The following is a 19,770-nucleotide window of genomic DNA, read 5'->3' as shown; positions in this document are numbered from 1 at the left end:
TTTTAAACCTCCTTGTTTTTTCTGACTTTAGGAATATTATATTGTACTTTCCCAGGTGTTTCATTGTAATAAGGTCTCGTACACCATGGACACCCTGAAGTCTTTTTAGCTTCTTCTAAATCTATATCTTTTTTTGGAAGCTCTATTAAATTTCCTTGATTATCAAACTTAAAATCTTTTAATTGTATATCATATTTGTTTATTATTTCTCTTGAATTTTGTATTTTTCTATATCTTTCAATTGTTGGCTTTTCATATGCCTCTAATTTTGTACCTTTTACAGGTGTAAATGCAAATAAACTTACAAGTATACTTTGTGATTTCATATCCAACATAAATTTTACTATATCTTCATCAGTTTCACCTAATCCAACGATTACATGAGTGGTAACTTTATGTAAAAAATCTTTAGATGCTCTTATCATTAAATCCCTATATTTAGAATATTCTGTACCTCTAATTTTTTTAAATAATTTTTCATTTGCAACATCAACTGATATACCTATTCTATCTATTTTATATTTTTCAAATAACATTTTTATTTCTTCTAAATTTTTTGGTCTTATTGAAACAGATACATCAACTTTCTTATTTTTTAAATATTCTAACAATGGTATTAATTCTCTTTCATAGTTTAAAGATGAAACTACTTGTATACATATTCTTCTAAATATTTTTTCATCAAATTTTTCTTCGAATTTTTCTAAATCTATAGAAGGCCATTTAACCCTTGATAAATAGTCTGTATCTGTATAAGATTCTCTTGCTTGAGAACAAAAATAACAATTATATACACATTTTTCTCCTATCATTATATATGCGGTAGGCATTTTAAATTCAAATCTTCCATTTTTGATTCCCATTTTAACGGCTGTTGCATATGATAATTTCAATTTAATGTTCCTCCTCATAAATTAATTCATATCCTTTATATTCAAATATATAAAGTGTAGCTTCGCTTGTGACTATTTTATCTTTTACTTCATATTTACTCAAAAAGGAATCCAAATCTAAATTTTGGATTCCTTCTATTTCTTCTATTAATTTAAGTGCTTTTTTTATTTCTAATTCTTTTCTAGCATTTATTTTACTTATTTCATTGTTATATTTTATAGTTAATATTGATAATATTCCAACACATATTAATATTATGAGATTTAATATTAATTTCAACTTTAGAATGCTCCGAGCCAAATCCCTATCAATATTATTGTGAGTATTCCTATTATTGAGAAACTCACTATTAGGATGGCATCAAAAGATGATAATTTACTCGGCATATCTTCTCTATTATTTTTAAAATCTTTTGCTACATCTCCTATTACTTTATTTTTGTCTTCATCATTCATCATTGATTCTCTTTTTTGTCTCGCATTTTCAAGTTTAGCTTTATCTATAGTTATTTTTAAATTTTTTTGTATTACAGTTTTTCCAATTTTTCCGTTTTCAAGATCTATTTTCAAAAATATGTAGTTCGTTCCTGGTATTAATTCTTTTGATATAAGGTTTCCAGGTATTGTTTCTCTTGTTTCATTTTTTTCATCTATTTCTATTGCCAATAATGGATCACCAACATCCAGTCTTATCACAGGAAATCCATCCAAAGGATCTATAACAGGAAATATTTCTTGAGCAGTTAAAACATCTGCTCTATTTAAATATTCATATACTCCTGAACTTCCTTCTTTTTTTGCTGCTTGAAGCCACGTTAGATCTTCATAATTATAACTCTGTGCGACTAATTTTACTTCTGTTTCTCCTCCCCAATCAAATAGTATATCTTGTATTATAGCCTTTATTACGAATGGGTCGGCATCTTGGACACCAAGAAAGAATTTGGTAGATATTATTTCTAAACCGTATTTTTTTAGTGTTGTATAAAAATATGCGTTGAATTGTTTGTTTATTGGAGCTAAATTTTTATCTCTTGTTATCTGATAAGTTAATATATCTATATCAGATTTAAATTTGACATATTCCTGAGTTGTATCAGGAATTTCATATTCTTTTAATTTTCTTTTAGAAAGAGTAGCAATATTAAATTCTGGTTCTTGTCTCTTTTTACCAAAAATATATCCTATAAAAGTTTCACCTGTTAATGCTGATGTAGCAAAAAATTTAATAGCATAAAAATCCATCAGTAAACCCCCTAAAATTCGTTAATAATTCCTTCTCCAGAATTTAAGTTTTTAATATTTAATTCTTTTAAATCAACAAAATTATCTATTACACAATTTTTTCCTATTATTGTTTTATCTGGTATATTTGTATTAAATCCTATTAAAGTTATATCACTATTATATATTTCTTTATTTATTTTTGATACTTTATATTCTTTTAATCCTATTTCACATTTATCACCAACAACAGTACTACTGGCAATTATTGATTTGTTTATTATGGTTTCTTTACCTACTTTTACCCTATTCATTATTACCGAATCTTTTATTTTTGCACCTTTTTCTACTATTACACCTTGAAATATGACAGAATTTTCAACTTCTCCATAAATTTCTGCACCTTCACTTACAAAGCTTTTTATAACATTAGCTTTATCAGAAATAAAAGCTGGCGGTAATTCTTCGGATTGAGTATATACTTTCCAATTTTTATCATGAAGGTCTAAAGGGGGTAATGGTCCCAATATTTCTAAATTACAGTCAAGATATGAACTTATAGTTCCCACATCTCTCCAATATCCTTCAAAATTATACGCATATAAATTTGAATTGTTTTTTAATATCGACGGTATTATATTTTTTCCAAAATCATGGTCAGATTCTGTTGATGATGCATCTTTCATCAAAGATTTTTTCAAAAAGTCCCAAGAAAATACATATATTCCCAAAGAAGCTAATGTTCCTTTTGGTTCTTTGGGTTTTTCTTGAAATTCTCTTATTTTATTAAATGGGTCTGTAACCATTATCCCAAATCTATTAGCTTCTGACACAGGTACTTCCATACAAGCAATAGTACAATCTGCAGATTTTTCTATATGATAATCAATTATATCATTATAATCCATTCTATATACATGGTCACCAGATAATATTATAACAAAATCAGGTTTATATTTGTCTATAAATTCTATATTTTGATATACAGCATCTGCTGTTCCTTCATACCATGAAGTATCAGATCTACTTAAATATGGTGGCAGTACATAAAGACCTCCATCTTTTATATCTAAGTCCCATGGTTTTCCTATTCCAAGATGATCTACGAGTTGATGAGGCATGTATTGAGTTACAACACCTACAGTGTTTATGCCAGAATTAACACAATTACTTATTGCAAAATCTATAATTCTGTATTTTCCACCAAATGGAACAGCTGGTTTTGCAAGATTATTAGTTATAACTCCCAATCTTGTTCCTTGTCCACCTGCAAGTATTAATGCGAGAACTTTCATAGAATCCCTCCCACTTTATATAACAGTTCCTTTTTCTATTATATTAATATTTGATTTTATACTTTCAATCGTTTTACCTTCTCTTATTTTTACATCTTTATCTATTATTATATCTTTTATATGACTTCCTTCTTCTATAATTGTATCTTGTAATACTATAGAATTTTCTATGACAGCACCAGCTTTTACTATTACACCTCTTGAAAGTATTGAATTTTTTACTATTCCATTTATTATACATCCATCCGCTATAAATGAATTTGATACTTCTGCATTTATATTTATTTTTGGAGGAGCAAAATCTTTTAATTTTGTATATATTTTTCTTCCAGAATAAAACAATTCTTTTCTCACTTCATAATTTAGTATATCCATATTAGTATCATAATATTCTTTTACTGATTTTTTTATATTTCTCCAATATCCTTCAAAATTATATGAGTATACTCTTAATCTTTTTAAATTTGGAACTATTATATCCATCAGAAGATCATTTCTTTTATCTTTAGGCGATGAGTAAAGTAATTCCATCAATAAAGCTTTGTTTATAAAATAAACTCCTGTAAATATTTTATCGGATATTTTTTCATCTATTTTTTCTTTTATATCAATTATTTTATTTTCTTTATTCACTTTTATTTGACCATATTCAGCTATATCATAACTTTCTTTATGTTCTTTTGTTATTAAGGTTATATCTGCACCATTTCTTATGTGAAATTTGTATAATTTTTTAAAATCTATATTATATATATGATCTCCAGATCCTATTAAAACAAAGTCTTCTTCAGCTCTTTTTAATAATGTCATATTTTGAAATATTGCATCTGCGGTGCCTTCATAAAACATGCTATCATTGAAACTTGATAAAAATGGTTGAAGTATAAACATACCTCCCCTTTTTCTATCGAGATTCCATTCTTTTCCACTTCCTAAATGATCCATCAATGATCTTGGATTGTATTGAGTTAATACTCCAACTTTATTTATTCCTGAATTAACCATATTACTTAAAGTAAAATCTATTGCTCTATACTTTCCAAATACAGGAACAGCTGCAGATGTCCTTTTTTTAGTTAATTTTTCTAATTTATTTCCACTTGAGCCTGATAATATTAAACCTAATACTTTCATTATTTCACCTCATTTATATTCTAAACCATAAACATTTCAAATATAAGCTTTCAGGTATTTGTATTATCCAAGGGTGGTCTAATGATTGATATGTCATACCCAATACCTGTATGGTTTTTTGTAAAGGTTCATAAGCTTTTCGAGTAGCTTCTATTAAAAAATCTATATCTGCTTGATATGCACAACTACATACACCCATTATTCCATTTTCTTTTAAATGTGGTGCCGATTGTTCTATTATTTTTTTGAATATTCCTATTCCTTTTTGTCTTTCAGATTTTTTCTTTATTAAAGAAGGTGGATCTAATATTATAATATCAAATTTTTCTCCTTCATAATTTTCAATATATTTCAAAAAATCTGTATTAATAAATTTAACATTTTTTATTTTATTTAATTCAGCATTTTTTATTCCAGTTTGATATGAATGTTCATCTTTATCTATAGCTATGACTTCTTCAGCTCCAGAAACAGCAGCATTAAATGCAAAACCGCCAGTATATGTATATGCATCCAATACTCTATCTCCATTTTTAGTGAGTGTTTGTAAAAATTTTCTTGAATCTCTTTGATCAAAGAAAAATCCTGTTTTTTGTCCTTTTTTTATATCTACATAATAATTTATTTTGTGTTCTTGTATTATTATTTCATCTGGAGGTGTTTCTCCATATATAGTTCCAACATTTCTTTTTATATCTTCATTTACAGTTGTTTCAAAATCACTTCTTTCATATATTCCTTTAGGTTTTAATATTTTTATGAGTGCATTAGTTATATAATTTTTGTATAATTCCATCCCTTTATTTCTTATTTGAATAACTAAAAACTCTTTATACTTGTCTATTAATACTCCCGGCAGTCCATCAGCTTCTGCATGTATAAGACGATAACTGTCAGTTTTCAAACTTTCTCTTTTTTTATAAGCTGTTAATATTTTACTTTCAAAAAAACTTTCATCTATTTCTTGATCTTTTATACTTAACATTTTTACAGATATATTTCCTTTAGAGTATATTCCTTTGCCAAGAAATTGAGAGTCTGAAGAGAATACATTACATATTTCTCCTTCTTTTCTGTCTCCTTCTATATTCTTTATTTCATCTTCAAATATCCATGGATAATTATTTTTTATTTTTCTGTCTTTTTTGTTTTTTAAAAATATTAAAAGCATTTTTTTCTCCTTAAAGATCTTTTTGTGTGTTTAATTTATATTCTATTATTTCTTCTTCATTAAAAAATATTTTGAGTTCTCTTTCTGCACTCACAGGAGAATCAGAAGCGTGAACTATATTTTTCCCAACAGTTAATCCATATTCTCCTCTTATACTTCCTGGAGAAGATTTCAAAGGATCTGCAACTCCAATTATATGTCTTACCATATCTATTGCTCTTGGACCTTCAACTATCATTAGAATTACTGGACCGGATTTTATGAAATCTATTAATTCTTCATAAAAAGCTTTTCCTTCATGTTCTTTGTAAAGTTCTTCGGCTTCATTTTCTGTTATATTTTTTAGTTTTAAAGCTGTTATTTTTAACTCTCTTTTTTCCAATCTTGTTATTATTTCACCTATTATTCCTCGTCTTACAGAATTTGGTTTGATCATAACAAATTCTCTTTCATATTCCATTTTATCCCCCCTCTTCGAGATTACCATCTATCAAATTGAAAGTTTTATCGGAATATTTTTTTACATTTTCATCATGCGTCGCTATTATTATTAATTTATTTTTTTTATACTGGCTTATTATGTTATATATTATTTCTTTATTTTTGGTATCTAATGATGCTGTTGGTTCATCACATAATATTATTTTTGTATCCGCTATAAGTGTTCTTATAAATGAAACCCTTTGAGCTTCTCCACCAGATATTTGATCTGGATAATTATTTTTTATATGATATATCCCCATTTCTTTTAATAATTCATATATTTTTTCATCATCATCTTCATTTTTTATAAGTTGCGATATTTTTATGTTTTCATATATACTTAATTCTTTTATCAAATTATGTGTTTGAAATAAAAAGCCTACTTTTAAATTATCTTTTTTTATTATATTTTTATTTTTATCCTTTATTAATCCTCCAAGTAAATATAATAAAGTTGATTTTCCACTTCCAGATGGTCCATATATAGAATATAATTGGTTTTCTTGGAAATGTACATTTATATTTTTTAAAATTATATTTTTTTTATAGGCAAAATTTAAATTTTTTACTTTTAATATAGTTTCAGTCATCATTTCTTATCGCCTCTATCGTATCTATTTTTAATATTATTTTTGATGATATAAATGAAAAAATATATGTAATAATAACATTTATTATAAAGGCAATAATTAGTATTTTTATATTTATATTTATTGGTAAATATTCTAAATAAAATATGCTTATGGGCAATGGTATTTTTATAAAATTTAAGACTATTACAGTTATTAAACCAAATATCATTCCTATTAAATATCCAAATAAAGCTATTATTTGGGATTGATATAAAAATATTTTTTTTATATTTTTTTTCTTCATACCTAAAGAATTAAATATACCTATTTCTTTTTTTTTATTTAGTATACTATAAGTTATTGAATTGCTGGTTGTAAACCCTGTCATTAAAAATATAAAAAAAGTTATTATAAATGCTAAATAACTATCTACTTGAACTGTTTTCATCAAAGATTCGTTGGATTCTTGCCAAGTCATAGCATTTGTATTTTCAAAATATTTTTCTTTTATTTTTAAGGCTTTTTTTGGTTCTTTTATATAATACCCTGTATATTTTTTTATGTCTTCATTTTTTTGAATTATATAATTAGAATCAAACAAAGATACCCCAGATTTAAAAACTCCATCTATTGTTATTTCTTTGTATATTGGTATTATCCCTTTTATCTGATATATTTTCAATTTATTTTCTTTTAAGTTCAAATTATTCATCAATGTATTTCCTATTATATTGTTACCAGATTCATTTGTGTTTAAAAGTTTATTTATAGGTGTTAAATTATCTGTTTCTAAAATATTTATATTGATTATTTTTCCATTATTCATAATAAAAGCTGGAGTTATATCAAAATTTATCTTTTCTTCTATTTCTTGAAATTCTTTTGCTTCATAATAATTTGTTATTATATGTGGGTAAAAATCTGTTATAGATTTAATTAGAGTTTGATCAAATCCATTTATTATAGAGGTTATTATTATTAATCCCCAAACAGATATAGCAATTGAGTAGAGTGTAAATCTATAATCTTTTTTTGATTTTTTTAAGAATCCTTTTATTATTATAAATAATAGTTTTCTTTCTTTTTTATTCATTCATTATCACCAATGCATCATAAGGTGTAGTATCTATTAAATTATCTGAGAAAAATTTTATTAATTCTAAATAATATTCATCATTATTTATTATTTTAAATTCTTTTTCATAATGTTTTTCGAGATCTTCTTTTATTTTTTCTATTTTTTGATTGTTTTTAGAAAATATATAAGATACTTTATTTTCTATTTGAAAATCTATTTTCTTATCTAATATTTTTATTTGATATCCTTTTTCTTTCCAATTGTTGAATATATAAGTATAAAAACTGTATGCATTATTTTCATAATTTTTTGTAAATAATAACCATAATTGTTTTTCATTTTCTTCTGGATCTTTAAACTTAGATATTTTATATTTAAATTCATCTATATTATGTTCATCTATAAGAACATAATTACCTTCAAGTTTTATAGGTAATTGCATAAATGTTAAATTTGAACTTTTTAATTTGCCATAAAGATTTAACATTTCATATATTTCAAATGTATTTGTTGTTTTTTCATTGACTGTTTTCACTAATTCTAAAAGAGTAAAAAAACCTCTTTCTTGTGCAGTTTTCAACATAGCAAATAAAGCTTGTTTTTGTCTTTCTATTCTTCCTATATCTCCATATTCATCATGTCTAAATCTTACATAAGATAATAATTCGCTACCATTTAAATTATTATATCCTCTTTTAAAATTTATATTCAAATTTTGATGATAATCTTGATAAAACATGTCTTTTTCTACAAATATTTTTACGGGAGAAATTATATCTCCTATTTCTTTAAAAATAGAATAATTAAATATTACATATTTTTGTGGTCTAATACCAGAAATATTCTCTATTTCATCAAATAGTCTTTCTATTCCAAAGTGTTCATAAACAGAATTTATTTTTCTTTCTTCATTGTTTATTTTTATTATTAAATCCCTTGGAATAGGTGTTAAAAGCGTTTTACCTTTTTCATCTATACTAACAAGTATTAAAGTATCTGTTCTTGATACTCCACTTTCTTCTGAATCAACCCCTATAGCTAAAAAATATAGAGGATATTTCAAAGTTGTTTTTATTGAAAAGTTTGTGTACAAAGAAAATATTATTGATATTATTAATATAATTAGCAGGGAAAGTGTTGCTATCCCTGCAATTTTTCTAGTCAAAAGTATCACTCCAATATTGTTTTTATTAAGTCATATACTTTTTGATCTATATAGTTTCTTTTATAAGTTTGATCGCCTACATTAACAATCATAGGTTTGTTGAATATCGTTTTTAAAGTTAACTTATCATAGTCAGTTATAGAATAATTATTAAACGCGCTTATCAAAGCATACACAGATTCATCTGTTAGATTAGTTTCTCTGTCATATTTTCTTATAACATCTCTATATTTTCCTATGAATAATGATTGAATAGGATTTATATTGCTAAATTTTAAAGCTGTTATAAATCCATCAATATCTTCTGAAGGTTTATTCAATAATTCTGTAAATTCTTTTATTAGATCTATATTTAAATTTATATAATATTTAAAATCTGATTTTAAATTAAATTGATTTAAAAATTCATCTGTAGCTATTATTAAACTTTTATTGTTTATATTTTTATTTGTATCTGGAAAAGTACTATTATTAGGTATTTTAGTTATTTGAATTCTTTTATTATCATTTATAACTCTTATAAAATATAAATCATCTTCATATGATATTGCATAAGTATTTTTAGATGCTTTTAATGGTTCTGAATTATTCATTTTGAAATATTTGTATCCAAAAAAAACTATAATTGCTATAAGTATTAATATGATAATTAACAACCATAATTTTCCTTTTGATTTTTTCTTTTTACTTCCTAAATATATATTTGCCATTTAAATCTGCACCTCCAGGACATGTTTATTCCAATATTCTATAGTTTCGTCTAATATCAATAACCTATTTTTTAATGCATAAGTTATTTTTCCTTTCATTACATAATTGTATGCTTCATCTAAAGATTTTTCAGATATTTTTCTTAATTCCTCAACTCCTTTATAATCCCTTGTTTGTTCAGCTGAATCAGAAATCACCAAAGCTTTTGTTATATCATTGGAATTGATACATCCAGAAGTATGATAATATATTGCCTGATATATTTCTTCGTCTAATTCATATTTTTCTTTTAAATATAGAGCTGCTATCTTACCATGTAATAACAATGGATAGTTTATTTCATACATTTTTAAATTTAATTTATATTTTTTTGCTTGCTCCATAAGTGTATTAGAATTTTTTTCTCTGAAAATATCATGGCCTAAAGCTGCTATTTCACATTTTTTTGAATCTAAAGAAAATATTTTTGAAAGTTTTTCTATATAGTCTTTCACAGAATAAACGTGTTTTAATCTTCTTTCACTTAAATTTTCTTCTATTTCTTTTTTTATAAAATCTATTTCATTCATTATTTAAACACCGCCAAATTCACTTTACATATATTACCATTTCTTATATTCTAATTTATCTTCTAAATGTTCTTCAAATCTTGCAATAATAAATAATAAATCAGAAAGTCTGTTAACATATTTGTTCAACTGTTCGGGAACTTGCGATACTTTAGAAAGAGAAATTATTCTTCTTTCAGCTCTTCTTGCAATTGTTCTACAAACATCTAATTTTGATGATTGAATAGTATTGCCAGGTATTACAAATCCTTTTAAATTTAATCTTGTTTCATATTTATATACATATTGAGTTATTTTTTCAACATCACTTTCTTCTATTGGTTTTACATAAAGTTTATCTTTGGATGCCAATTGTCCAGCAACCCGAAACAAATCGTTTTGTATATCTATAAGTATTTCTTTTATTTCATGTGATATGACATAATGTTTTGATTCTCCAATATGAGAATTCAGTTCGTCTATAGTTCCATAAGACTCTACTCTTATATCATCTTTCCAAACTCTTTCTCCACTCCAAAGGCTTGTTTGACCTTTATCTCCTTTTTTTGTAGAAATAGACATTTTTTCACCTCCAAAGTAATTATATCAAAAAAGGGAGGGTTTTATATAGGCCCTCCCTTTAATTTTTTTTTAATTTATTCTTCAACTTTGAATTCTTCAACTATTTTATTCTGTATATCAGGACTAATTTCCATATAGTGAGAGAATTTCATATTAAAATACCCTTTTCCTGAACTTAAAGAGTTTAATCGTGGTGAAAAATCCATCATTTCAGCTAATGGTATTTCAGCATTTATTTTATCAGTTCCTTTACCTACAGCTTCCATACCCATCGGCCTTCCTCTTTTAGCAGTAACCTCTCCCATTACATCTCCTGTATACTCGTTAGGTACAAAAACTTCCACAGACATTATAGGTTCGAGTAATACTGGTGATGCATTCTTAACTGCTTCCTTAAAAGCACTTCTAGCCGCTATTTGAAAGGCTATATCAGATGAGTCAACAGCATGATAGGAACCATCATATAATGTAACTTTAACATCAACAACTGGAAACCCTGCTAAAACTCCATTTTTTAAGGCTTCTTTTATTCCTTTATCTACAGATGGTATGAAGTTTTTTGGAATAACTCCACCGACTATTTTGTCTACAAATTCATACCCTGTCCCTCTTTCTAAAGGTTCTATTTCAAGTTTAACATGTCCATATTGCCCATGACCACCAGTCTGTTTTTTATGTTTATATTCAGCTTTCATAGGTTTTTTTACCGTTTCTCTATAAGCTATTTTGGGTTTGCCAACTTCAAAATCAACGCCAAAATTCTTTTTTAATTTTTCTAACATAACTTCAAGATGTACTTCACCTATTCCATTTACTATGGTTTCTCCAGTTTCTGCATCATATTCCCAAGTAAATGTTTTATCAGATTCCGAAAGTTTTTGAAGTGATGAGGTTATTTTATCTATTTCATTTTTTGATTTTGGATTTATAGACTTACTTATCATTGGTTCTGGATATTCTGGTATCATAACTTTTTTATCTTCATTTTTTTCTCTCAATGTATAACCTATTTTACAGCTTTTTAATTTAGGAATTAATATTATATCTCCTGCAGATGCTTCTTCAATTTCTTCATTTTTTTCTAATCCTGGTAAATATATATGTGCTGTTTTTTCTATTTTTTCTTCATCTACAACATATAAATTTGAAACTGATTTCATCTTTCCACTCAATATTCTTATATATGATATTCTTCCTACAAAAGGATCTACATCATTTTTTATTACCATTCCTATCATTTCAGCATCTTCAACAGGTTTTATTGCTTCTCCATCTTCAAATTCAAAAGTCCTTTCATTAGAAGCCATACCGAATTTTTTTACAGCATTTAATATTCTATCTACACCTATATTCTGTAATGCAGAACCACCTAATACAGGTATTATTTGGTCACTTTCTAATGAATTATGTAGAGATTGAAGAAGTTCTTCCGCACTTATAGATTCTTCTCCACCTTCAAAATATTTTTCCATAAGACTTTCATTTGTTTCAACTATATCTTCTATCAATTCTGAATGATATTTTTCAAAATATTCTTTTGCTTCTTCTTCTATTCCATCTATTTCTTTTGCTTTTCCAGAAAAGTCTTTTTCATATATATAAGATTTCTTTGTTAATAAATTTACAAGTCCTTTGAAATTTTCTCCTTCACCTATTGGAATTTGAAAAGGTACTAATTTTGCTCCATCTTCAAATTTTTCTTTCAATTCTTCTATAACTTTTCCATATTTTACTCCTTCTTTGTCTAGTCCATTAACAAAGAAAATAACAGGTTTGTTCATCTCTTTTGCTACTTTATAAACTCTTTCTGTAGTAACTTCTATTCCTGATGCCGCATTAATTACAAGTAATACATTATCTACTGCATTTATTGCTGTATTTATATCCCCTAAAAAATCTGCCGATCCTGGTGTGTCTATAAAAAAAGTTCTTATATCTTGATAATTTATAGTTATAATATGATTTGTAAATGTAGATTTTTTCTGTTTTTCAATTTCATCTTTGTCTAAATATCTTTGTCCAATTCTATCAACACCATAATATTCTTTTAAAAGTGCATCCATTATAGTAGTTTTACCACAAAGATGATGTCCAAATACCCCTATTATTCTTTTCTGGGAAGAAGATAGATTCCCCATAAGTTCCCCACCTCCAACTTTTTATTTTTATTCTTTAGTATAAACACTTAGAAAGACTGGTATATAATCTCTCAATCTTTCACTTCCATAGTTTACTATAGAATTTTTATAGTACATCAGAGAGGAGCCACCCCCGTCAAACATGATAGCTTTTTTATATTCCCCAATTTTATTTAATAAAATTTTCAACCCATCATAATTTAACCCTTTATTTTTATCTTCGTAACCTTCTATCACTAATAATGTTACCATATTTTCTTTGTCAATTGCAAGTACAGTTCTCGGACTTTTTCCAGAAATAATTCCGCTAGAATAGCTTCTTCTTTCTTCTATTAGCTTTTCTTTAGAATAATCTTCATTTATTAAAATAGGTCCTCCTTCTATCAATGTTTTAATATTTTCATCTATATTAGTATGAAGTTCCATAGAAATCTCAGACCCTATTTTTATATCTTTTAAATATTTTTCATATTTTTTATTTATTAATAATAGTTTTTCTTTTTCTTTTGGATTCTTTTTTCCCATCAGTTTAACTTTATTATTTTCTATAACAAAAAATAAATATTCTTCTTCATTTTCAATGATTTCCCCATGATAATCAGATGTATAAACTTTTACTTCTGCTTTCCAATTTGAATTAACAGATTTTATCCAAAATAAAGCATCATTTATACTTATTCTATATTCCATATTAATATAATCTATATTCATATTACCTGATTCTGTTATATAAAATACAGGTCTTGAATAAGCAGATAGATGAAGAACTTCCCCGTCTTCAATTATTGCCCCAACAGGTTCAAGATTTGTTGGGTTAAAATATGCAGTATTTATTGATAGTAAAGCTTCAGAATCGCTAAAATATTCTTGAGCTGAAACATATTTTCCAAGATTATTTAAATCATTTTTAATGTTTAATTTTTTAGGATCAAATTTTGCACTGTAAACCGTTATTTTTTCATCATTTATTTCAACAGCTTCTTTTTTATACTTTATAAGGTCTATTGGTTCATTTTTCTTTAAATTTATTTTTAATGTTTTTTCTCTAATTTCATAATTTAAATTTAAGTCAGTTTTAAATCTTATATACAAAGTACCCGCATTATAAGTATAATTTATATTATGCGGTATATATGAATAATTGGATATAGGTTTTAGAGTTATTAAATATTCTTCATTTAATTTTGTTATCTCTACACTTTTTTGATCTATAAAAGTATCAAAAATTATTTCCCATTCATTTATATTTGATTTAAAACTGAGTATTTTTGGAAGATAATCATAAAAATATATTCTATCTAAATCTTGATAAGTTTTTTTTGATAGTATTTTGGCAAGGACATCATATCTTAAATAGTATTTGTTTTCTATCTTTAATACGCTATTGTCAAATTTTTCGAGTAAATCAAGTCTTGAATAATAATCTTCTTTGTTTATCTCAAGTGTTTTTCTATTGTGTATAATATAAAAGCCTTTTGAATATTCATGAACTATAATATCCATATCATTTAAACCTTTTATATCTATAAAGTATTCTCCGAGATTTTTAATTGCATTTATATAGGTTGGCGGTTTTACACTGCTAAGTAAAACCGCCTTCTCGGAATATACATTTATTGAGATTATTATTAAAAAAAACACTATAATTTTTTTAATAAAGTTCAAAATCTATACCCCCTGATTATTTAACTATTTCATATATTAACTTGGTTTTATTTTCATGAGGTTTTTCATCTTTTATAATATATGATTCTTTTAATTTTTTGAATGCTTCTTCATATCCTTTTTCTTCTGAATAATAAAGAGTGGCTATTTTTTCTCCTACTTTTACTTCATCACCCAATTTTTTAAATATTTTTATTCCAACTGATGTGTCTATTATATCTTCCTTGCTTGCTCTTCCTGCACCTAATAGCATAGAAGATATACCAACACTTTCAGCATCTATATGGGTTATATATCCATTTTTATCACTTATAAAATCATAGGTTAAATTTGAAATATTTAATATCTTTTCTGGATTTTCAACTACTTTAGGATTTCCTCCTTGTGATTTTATCCATTCTTTCATTATTTCTTTAACCTTACCATTATATATATTTTTCTGTATTTCTTCTTTTGCCTTTTCATATGACATAATTCCAGAAAGATCTACCATATGAGCTGATAATTCTAAACATAATTCTGTAAAATCATTTTTTATTTCACCTTTAACAGTTTGTATTGCTTCTAAAACTTCTAAAGAATTTCCAACTGTATATCCAAGGGGTTGATCCATATTAGTAACCAAAGCAGTAACTTTTTTACCATTCTTCTTAGCTATATCAACCATAGCTTTTGCAAGTTCAACAGATTCTTCTATACTTTTCATAAAAGCTCCAGAACCTGTTTTCACATCTAAAACTATTCCATCTGACATAATGCCTAATTTTTTACTCATTATACTCGCTGATATCAGAGAAATTTCATTTACTGTAGCAGTTGTATCTCTTAAAGCATATATTTTTTTGTCAGCTGGAGCTATATTTGCAGTTTGTCCAGCAACTACTACTCCCTTTTCATTTGCTATTTTAAAAAATTCTTCTTCACTCAATGCAGTTTTAAAACCAGGAATAGCTTCAAGTTTATCAACTGTTCCACCAGTATGGCCTAACCCTCTTCCTGATAACTTTGACACTTTTAATCCTATAGAAGCAACCATAGGTGCTAAAGATATAGTGGTTTTATCTCCCACACCTCCAGTAGAATGTTTATCAATTTTCTTACCTTCTATTGCAGATAAATCAACTTTATCTCCACTTTCAAGCATTGTCATAGTTAAGTTATATCTTTCTTCAGATGTCATATGTTTAAAATATATAGCCATTAACCAACTTGCAATTTGATAATCTGGTATTTTACCTTCAACATATTTTTCTATCATATATTTAATTTCTTCTTTTGTATTTATTCCACCATCTCTTTTTTTAACTATAATATCATAAGGTCTCATTAAATTGCCCTCCTTTAAAATTTATTCTAAAAAGAGTTCCATTATTCTCTTCACTTTCAAGAAAAATTCTGGCATCATGATTATCTAATATAAGTTTTACTATATATAAACCAAGTCCAAAACCGCTTATCTGTCTAGTTCTTGATTTATCAACTCTATAAAACATATCAAATATTTTTTGAATTTCTTTAGAAGGTATTCCTATCCCATTATCTTCAACTTCTAATACAATTTCATTTTTATTTTCATATGCATCTTTATAAAGCTTAATCCAAATGCTCTTATCTTCTTCTCTTGTCGAAGTAAATTTAAAAGCATTATCAATCAAATTATATATTACCTGTAATATTCTATCATCATTCCCCATAATAAACAAATCGGGTTCTATTTCAGCTTCTAGATTTATTTCCATTTCATCTGCAAGCATTTTAAAGAATTTATAAGCTTTTCCTGTGACTTCTGAAAGATTTATTATTTTAAATTCTTTTTCATCAGAAATATTTTTTTGAAGTCTTCCCATGTCTAATAAATCATTCACAAGTCTCGTTAATCTTGCAGTTTCATCTTCGATTATTTTTATCATTTTTTCTACATCTTTTTCAAGATTATCATTCATAAGTATTGTTTCAAGATAACCATTCATAACTGCCAGTGGCGTTCTTAATTCATGAGACATTATAGTTAAAAACTCTTTTCTCAATGATTCTAAACTCTTTTCTTTAGTTACATCAGTTAAAATAACTATTCTATATTTTTCATCTATTTCTGTAGTCTTTATTTTACAATTATAATATCTTTTTTCAGGAGAATAAAATAATATCTCTTCTTCAACATTAATTTTTCTTTTAAAACTTTTAAGTATTAAATCTATGAGATTGTGACTATCAACTATTTCAGCAAGAGATCTTCCTATATAGTCTTCAAGTGTAAAAATTTCTTTTGATGATTTATTTGCAAAGTCTACTTTTATTATATCTCCTTGATATAGAGAGGTTAACATAACTCCTTCATTTAAAGTATCCAATATCGAATACATATTTCTTCTTCTATTTTTTTCTGATTCAAATTTATTTTTAATACTTTTTAAATTGGTTTCTATCTGATGAATTACAAAATCATCCGATGGATTATTTAAATTTATATTGAAAATCCTTGAAATTTCATTTTTTAATCTTTTATATTTTTTTTCATTTTTTTTATTTTTTATAAAAGAATATATGTATAATGAGGTTATTATTATGAAAATAGTTATTGTTAGAGTATAAAAATATATCATTTTATTTTCCACCTCTTCTATTATTTAAAAAAAGCGACAGAAGAAATCCTCTGTCGCTTTTGTATTTAATTAATCATTTTTATCCTTTCCAGGATCTCTAAATTTGTATCCTTTTCCGCGTACAGTAATTATGTATTTTGGATTTGAAGGATCTTCTTCTATTTTTGTTCTAAGTCTTCTTATGTGAACATCAACAGTTCTTGTGTCTCCATAATAGTCATATCCCCAAAGTTTATCCAATAATACATCTCTATTGAATACTTTTCCTTCGTTTTTAGCTAAGAACACTAAAAGATCGAATTCTAATGGAGTCAAACTTACTAATTCACCTCTAACCCATACTTCTAATCTTTCTGTATCGATTATCAAATCTTTAGCAGTTATTTTTTTAGGTCCTTCTTCTTTCATTTGTGAAGCTGTTGTCTGTCTTCTAAATATTGATTTTATTCTAGCCAACAATTCTCTTACATTGAATGGTTTTGTTACATAATCATCACTACCAAGTTCTAAACCTGCAACTTTATCTGCTGCATCATCTTTTGCTGAAAGAATTAGTACTGGTGTAGCTTTATGTGCCTCTGAACTTTTGAGAATTCTTATTAAATCAAATCCATCCATTGATCCTGGAAGCATTATATCCACTATAAAGAAATCTACATCTTTTTCTTCAACAATCTTCAATGCTTCATCTGCTGAACCTGCTGATAATACATCATAACCTTCCTTAGAAAGATTTATTGATAACATTTCGGAAATAGCTGGGTCATCTTCAACTATCATAATAGTTTTTTTTGCCATGTATAATTCCCCCTTTCTGGGTTTACTTTAGTTTAATTTATTTAGCTTTTCCAGTGATTTTCTTTCAAGCGTTTTTTTGCTTATAACTTTTCTTTCAAAAGAGAATTGTGCTATTTTATTTATTTCATCGAATGCTTCACCTTCAAAAAGTATGGTATTTCCAATTATTTTTGAAACTTTTAATTTAACATACACTTTAAAACCTTGTGGTGTAATAGATATATGTTCAAAATTGGTTTTTGACACAACACATACCATTTTTTCAGTTAAATAAGGTTTTATAATTTCAAATCCACATTTATGCACATATTCTATCAAAGATGAAGTGCTCAAAACTTGATATTTCAAGTTCAAATTAGTTTCAGTCCAATAGTACAATTCACTATTTAGTTGAAATTCAAAATTATGCTCTTTCATAAATTCATCTTTAATATTTTCAAGTACTTCATGCATAATATCCCTCCTATTTTAGTTGGGAAATATGGAGATGTCTTTTATTTTTAAATATTAAAAAATTATATATTTTTCTTTGTTTTTTACTTCCCATGTTTATAATTTTTTTAGTTTCTTCATAATTAGGTGGATAATTTTTATTTTTCATAAATATTAATCTAAGTATTTCAGAATCAAATATATCACCTTTTATTTCATAAATATATTCGTTTTTTTCATATTTAACTCTTTTTTTAAATTCTTTTTCTACAGTATTTCTATATTCCCATAAAATTTTTTGAAGAGTTAAAATATTATTTTCATAATTATCGAATATTCCATCAAATTCTGGAATTATTTTGTGTCTTATTTTATTTCTAGTATATTCAAGAGAAAAATTACTTGAGTCAACAACATGTTCAACCTTATTAATTGTAACATAATCCTCTACATCTTTCAAAGTTACAGTTAACATAGGTCTGGTTAATTTTTCATTAACGGGCATTAAACCTGATAAACCATATATACCAGTACCCCTCAATAATCTATATATTAACGTTTCTGTAACATCATTCAGATGATGTGCCGTAGCAATTTTGTCATATTTGAATTCTTTTTGTATATTAAATAAAAATTCGTATCTTTTTTCTCTCGCCGCTTGTTCAATAGATATTTTACTATCTTCTGAGTATCTTATAATATCAAAATTTCCATAATGATATTCTAATCCAATTTTATTTACATATTCTTCAACAAATTTTTCTTCATGTTCAGATTCTTTTCTTATTTTGTGATTAAAATGTGCAACGCCTAATTTATAATCGTTTATTTTTGATATTTTATACAATACATTTAGCAGTGTCATTGAATCTTTACCACCCGAAACTGCTATTAATATTTTATCACATTTTTTAAAAATTTTATACGTTTTTATGAAATTAAAGATTTTTTTTTCGAATGAATTTAAGTACATATTAACACCCCACAGAGAAAAACGCCCTTGCGGGCGTCTTTGGAGCCGATGAAGGGATTTGAACCCCCGACCTACTCATTACGAATGAGCCGCTCTGCCAGCTGAGCTACATCGGCATTTTATACATCAGCAACTGTTAATATTATACTATAAAATTTGGAAGTGTCAAATTTTATATTTTAAATATTTTTATAGTATAATAAAGTATAGTGACTTGAAAAATAGAGCAATAAAAAAGGGATATGAAATAAAAAACAAGTAAACGAAAAGCAACAAAAATAAAAACAAGTAAAAAAAGGAATAAA

The 19,770-nt window shown here is 25.9% G+C and carries 20 protein-coding genes and 1 tRNA gene; all 21 read right to left on the bottom strand.

The window, feature by feature from the left end:
• Window positions 1–2 precede the first annotated feature (2 nt).
• The 21 genes from PWP28_RS08950 to PWP28_RS08850 all read right to left on the bottom strand — a co-directional run bounded on the left by PWP28_RS08950 (window position 3) and on the right by PWP28_RS08850 (window position 19,581).
• Window positions 3–893, bottom strand: a complete 891-nt coding sequence (locus PWP28_RS08950; RefSeq protein WP_109603689.1) for a radical SAM protein — start codon at window positions 891–893, stop codon at window positions 3–5.
• Window position 894: 1 nt separating this feature from the next.
• Entirely contained in the window at window positions 895–1,173 is a 279-nt protein-coding gene (locus tag PWP28_RS08945; protein ID WP_264149983.1) for a hypothetical protein, read from the bottom strand.
• 2 nt (window positions 1,174–1,175) lie between these two features.
• A complete protein-coding gene (locus PWP28_RS08940; RefSeq protein WP_109603691.1) occupies window positions 1,176–2,138 on the bottom strand; it encodes a DUF4899 domain-containing protein in 963 nt (320 codons plus the stop codon).
• An 11-nt stretch (window positions 2,139–2,149) separates the two neighbouring features.
• Complete coding sequence (locus PWP28_RS08935) at window positions 2,150–3,412, bottom strand: glucose-1-phosphate adenylyltransferase (RefSeq protein WP_264149982.1); 1,263 nt, start codon at window positions 3,410–3,412, stop codon at window positions 2,150–2,152.
• 15 nt (window positions 3,413–3,427) lie between these two features.
• Window positions 3,428–4,546 carry a glucose-1-phosphate adenylyltransferase subunit GlgD gene (glgD, locus tag PWP28_RS08930; protein WP_109603693.1) on the bottom strand — a complete coding sequence of 373 codons (1,119 nt, stop codon included), beginning with the start codon at window positions 4,544–4,546 and terminating at the stop codon, window positions 3,428–3,430.
• A 13-nt stretch (window positions 4,547–4,559) separates the two neighbouring features.
• Complete coding sequence (locus PWP28_RS08925; RefSeq protein ID WP_264149981.1) at window positions 4,560–5,717, bottom strand: class I SAM-dependent rRNA methyltransferase; 1,158 nt, start codon at window positions 5,715–5,717, stop codon at window positions 4,560–4,562.
• A gap of 10 nt (window positions 5,718–5,727) precedes the next feature.
• Window positions 5,728–6,177, bottom strand: coding sequence for a nucleoside-diphosphate kinase (ndk, locus tag PWP28_RS08920; protein WP_109603695.1), 450 nt, complete (start codon window positions 6,175–6,177; stop codon window positions 5,728–5,730).
• A gap of 1 nt (window position 6,178) precedes the next feature.
• A complete protein-coding gene (locus tag PWP28_RS08915) occupies window positions 6,179–6,793 on the bottom strand; it encodes an ATP-binding cassette domain-containing protein (protein WP_109603696.1) in 615 nt (204 codons plus the stop codon).
• Entirely contained in the window at window positions 6,783–7,865 is a 1,083-nt protein-coding gene (locus tag PWP28_RS08910; protein WP_264149979.1) for an ABC transporter permease, read from the bottom strand. The genes PWP28_RS08915 and PWP28_RS08910 overlap by 11 nt, the downstream gene beginning before the upstream one ends.
• On the bottom strand, window positions 7,858–9,015 hold the full coding sequence (locus PWP28_RS08905) for an LCP family protein (RefSeq protein WP_158274741.1): 1,158 nt from the start codon (window positions 9,013–9,015) through the stop codon (window positions 7,858–7,860). The genes PWP28_RS08910 and PWP28_RS08905 overlap by 8 nt, the downstream gene beginning before the upstream one ends.
• A 5-nt stretch (window positions 9,016–9,020) precedes the next feature.
• On the bottom strand, window positions 9,021–9,725 hold the full coding sequence (locus tag PWP28_RS08900; protein ID WP_308644604.1) for a hypothetical protein: 705 nt from the start codon (window positions 9,723–9,725) through the stop codon (window positions 9,021–9,023).
• On the bottom strand, window positions 9,726–10,295 hold the full coding sequence (gene yqeK / locus PWP28_RS08895; protein WP_264149977.1) for a bis(5'-nucleosyl)-tetraphosphatase (symmetrical) YqeK: 570 nt from the start codon (window positions 10,293–10,295) through the stop codon (window positions 9,726–9,728). It abuts the gene before it with no gap.
• Window positions 10,296–10,328: 33 nt separating this feature from the next.
• The gene (locus PWP28_RS08890; protein ID WP_308644603.1) at window positions 10,329–10,856 is read right to left on the bottom strand and encodes a cob(I)yrinic acid a,c-diamide adenosyltransferase; all 528 of its coding nucleotides are present in this window, start codon (window positions 10,854–10,856) and stop codon (window positions 10,329–10,331) included.
• Between the two features lie 74 nt (window positions 10,857–10,930).
• Window positions 10,931–12,994, bottom strand: a complete 2,064-nt coding sequence (gene fusA / locus PWP28_RS08885) for an elongation factor G (RefSeq protein WP_308644602.1) — start codon at window positions 12,992–12,994, stop codon at window positions 10,931–10,933.
• A gap of 27 nt (window positions 12,995–13,021) precedes the next feature.
• Window positions 13,022–14,659: a phosphodiester glycosidase family protein gene (locus tag PWP28_RS08880; protein WP_264149975.1), complete on the bottom strand. Its 1,638-nt coding sequence runs from the start codon at window positions 14,657–14,659 to the stop codon at window positions 13,022–13,024.
• 16 nt (window positions 14,660–14,675) lie between these two features.
• Window positions 14,676–15,986 carry a thymidine phosphorylase gene (locus PWP28_RS08875; RefSeq protein ID WP_308644601.1) on the bottom strand — a complete coding sequence of 437 codons (1,311 nt, stop codon included), beginning with the start codon at window positions 15,984–15,986 and terminating at the stop codon, window positions 14,676–14,678.
• Window positions 15,973–17,262: an ATP-binding protein gene (locus tag PWP28_RS08870; RefSeq protein ID WP_308644600.1), complete on the bottom strand. Its 1,290-nt coding sequence runs from the start codon at window positions 17,260–17,262 to the stop codon at window positions 15,973–15,975. Before PWP28_RS08870 ends, PWP28_RS08875 begins: the two co-directional genes overlap by 14 nt.
• A 69-nt stretch (window positions 17,263–17,331) precedes the next feature.
• Window positions 17,332–18,060 carry a response regulator transcription factor gene (locus PWP28_RS08865; RefSeq protein WP_264149973.1) on the bottom strand — a complete coding sequence of 243 codons (729 nt, stop codon included), beginning with the start codon at window positions 18,058–18,060 and terminating at the stop codon, window positions 17,332–17,334.
• 27 nt (window positions 18,061–18,087) lie between these two features.
• The gene (locus PWP28_RS08860; RefSeq protein ID WP_109603707.1) at window positions 18,088–18,513 is read right to left on the bottom strand and encodes a thioesterase family protein; all 426 of its coding nucleotides are present in this window, start codon (window positions 18,511–18,513) and stop codon (window positions 18,088–18,090) included.
• A 10-nt stretch (window positions 18,514–18,523) separates the two neighbouring features.
• Window positions 18,524–19,465 (bottom strand): tRNA lysidine(34) synthetase TilS, encoded by a 942-nt coding sequence (tilS, locus tag PWP28_RS08855; RefSeq protein WP_264149972.1) that lies wholly within the window; start codon window positions 19,463–19,465, stop codon window positions 18,524–18,526.
• A gap of 40 nt (window positions 19,466–19,505) precedes the next feature.
• A tRNA-Thr gene (locus tag PWP28_RS08850) sits at window positions 19,506–19,581 on the bottom strand.
• Window positions 19,582–19,770 lie beyond the last annotated feature (189 nt).

Origin of the sequence: Oceanotoga sp., assembly GCF_030445905.1 — a bacterium.
Taxonomy (GTDB): domain Bacteria; phylum Thermotogota; class Thermotogae; order Petrotogales; family Petrotogaceae; genus Oceanotoga; species Oceanotoga teriensis.
Note: the sequence above shows the minus strand (reverse complement) of the source record. Positions and strands in the feature narration are given on the sequence as shown.

Excerpts from the sequence above, each read along its gene's own strand:
- PWP28_RS08940 (WP_109603691.1), bottom strand. The coding sequence starts at position 2,138 with ATGGATTTTTATGCTATTAAATTTTTTGCTACATCAGCATTAACAGGT.
- PWP28_RS08935 (WP_264149982.1), bottom strand. The coding sequence starts at position 3,412 with ATGAAAGTTCTCGCATTAATACTTGCAGGTGGACAAGGAACAAGATTG.
- glgD (WP_109603693.1), bottom strand. The coding sequence starts at position 4,546 with ATGAAAGTATTAGGTTTAATATTATCAGGCTCAAGTGGAAATAAATTA.
- PWP28_RS08925 (WP_264149981.1), bottom strand. The coding sequence starts at position 5,717 with ATGCTTTTAATATTTTTAAAAAACAAAAAAGACAGAAAAATAAAAAAT.
- ndk (WP_109603695.1), bottom strand. The coding sequence starts at position 6,177 with ATGGAATATGAAAGAGAATTTGTTATGATCAAACCAAATTCTGTAAGA.
- PWP28_RS08915 (WP_109603696.1), bottom strand. The coding sequence starts at position 6,793 with ATGATGACTGAAACTATATTAAAAGTAAAAAATTTAAATTTTGCCTAT.
- PWP28_RS08910 (WP_264149979.1), bottom strand. The coding sequence starts at position 7,865 with ATGAATAAAAAAGAAAGAAAACTATTATTTATAATAATAAAAGGATTC.
- PWP28_RS08900 (WP_308644604.1), bottom strand. The coding sequence starts at position 9,725 with ATGGCAAATATATATTTAGGAAGTAAAAAGAAAAAATCAAAAGGAAAA.
- yqeK (WP_264149977.1), bottom strand. The coding sequence starts at position 10,295 with ATGAATGAAATAGATTTTATAAAAAAAGAAATAGAAGAAAATTTAAGT.
- PWP28_RS08890 (WP_308644603.1), bottom strand. The coding sequence starts at position 10,856 with ATGTCTATTTCTACAAAAAAAGGAGATAAAGGTCAAACAAGCCTTTGG.
- fusA (WP_308644602.1), bottom strand. The coding sequence starts at position 12,994 with ATGGGGAATCTATCTTCTTCCCAGAAAAGAATAATAGGGGTATTTGGA.
- PWP28_RS08875 (WP_308644601.1), bottom strand. The coding sequence starts at position 15,986 with ATGAGACCTTATGATATTATAGTTAAAAAAAGAGATGGTGGAATAAAT.
- PWP28_RS08870 (WP_308644600.1), bottom strand. The coding sequence starts at position 17,262 with ATGATATATTTTTATACTCTAACAATAACTATTTTCATAATAATAACC.
- PWP28_RS08865 (WP_264149973.1), bottom strand. The coding sequence starts at position 18,060 with ATGGCAAAAAAAACTATTATGATAGTTGAAGATGACCCAGCTATTTCC.
- PWP28_RS08860 (WP_109603707.1), bottom strand. The coding sequence starts at position 18,513 with ATGCATGAAGTACTTGAAAATATTAAAGATGAATTTATGAAAGAGCAT.
- tilS (WP_264149972.1), bottom strand. The coding sequence starts at position 19,465 with ATGTACTTAAATTCATTCGAAAAAAAAATCTTTAATTTCATAAAAACG.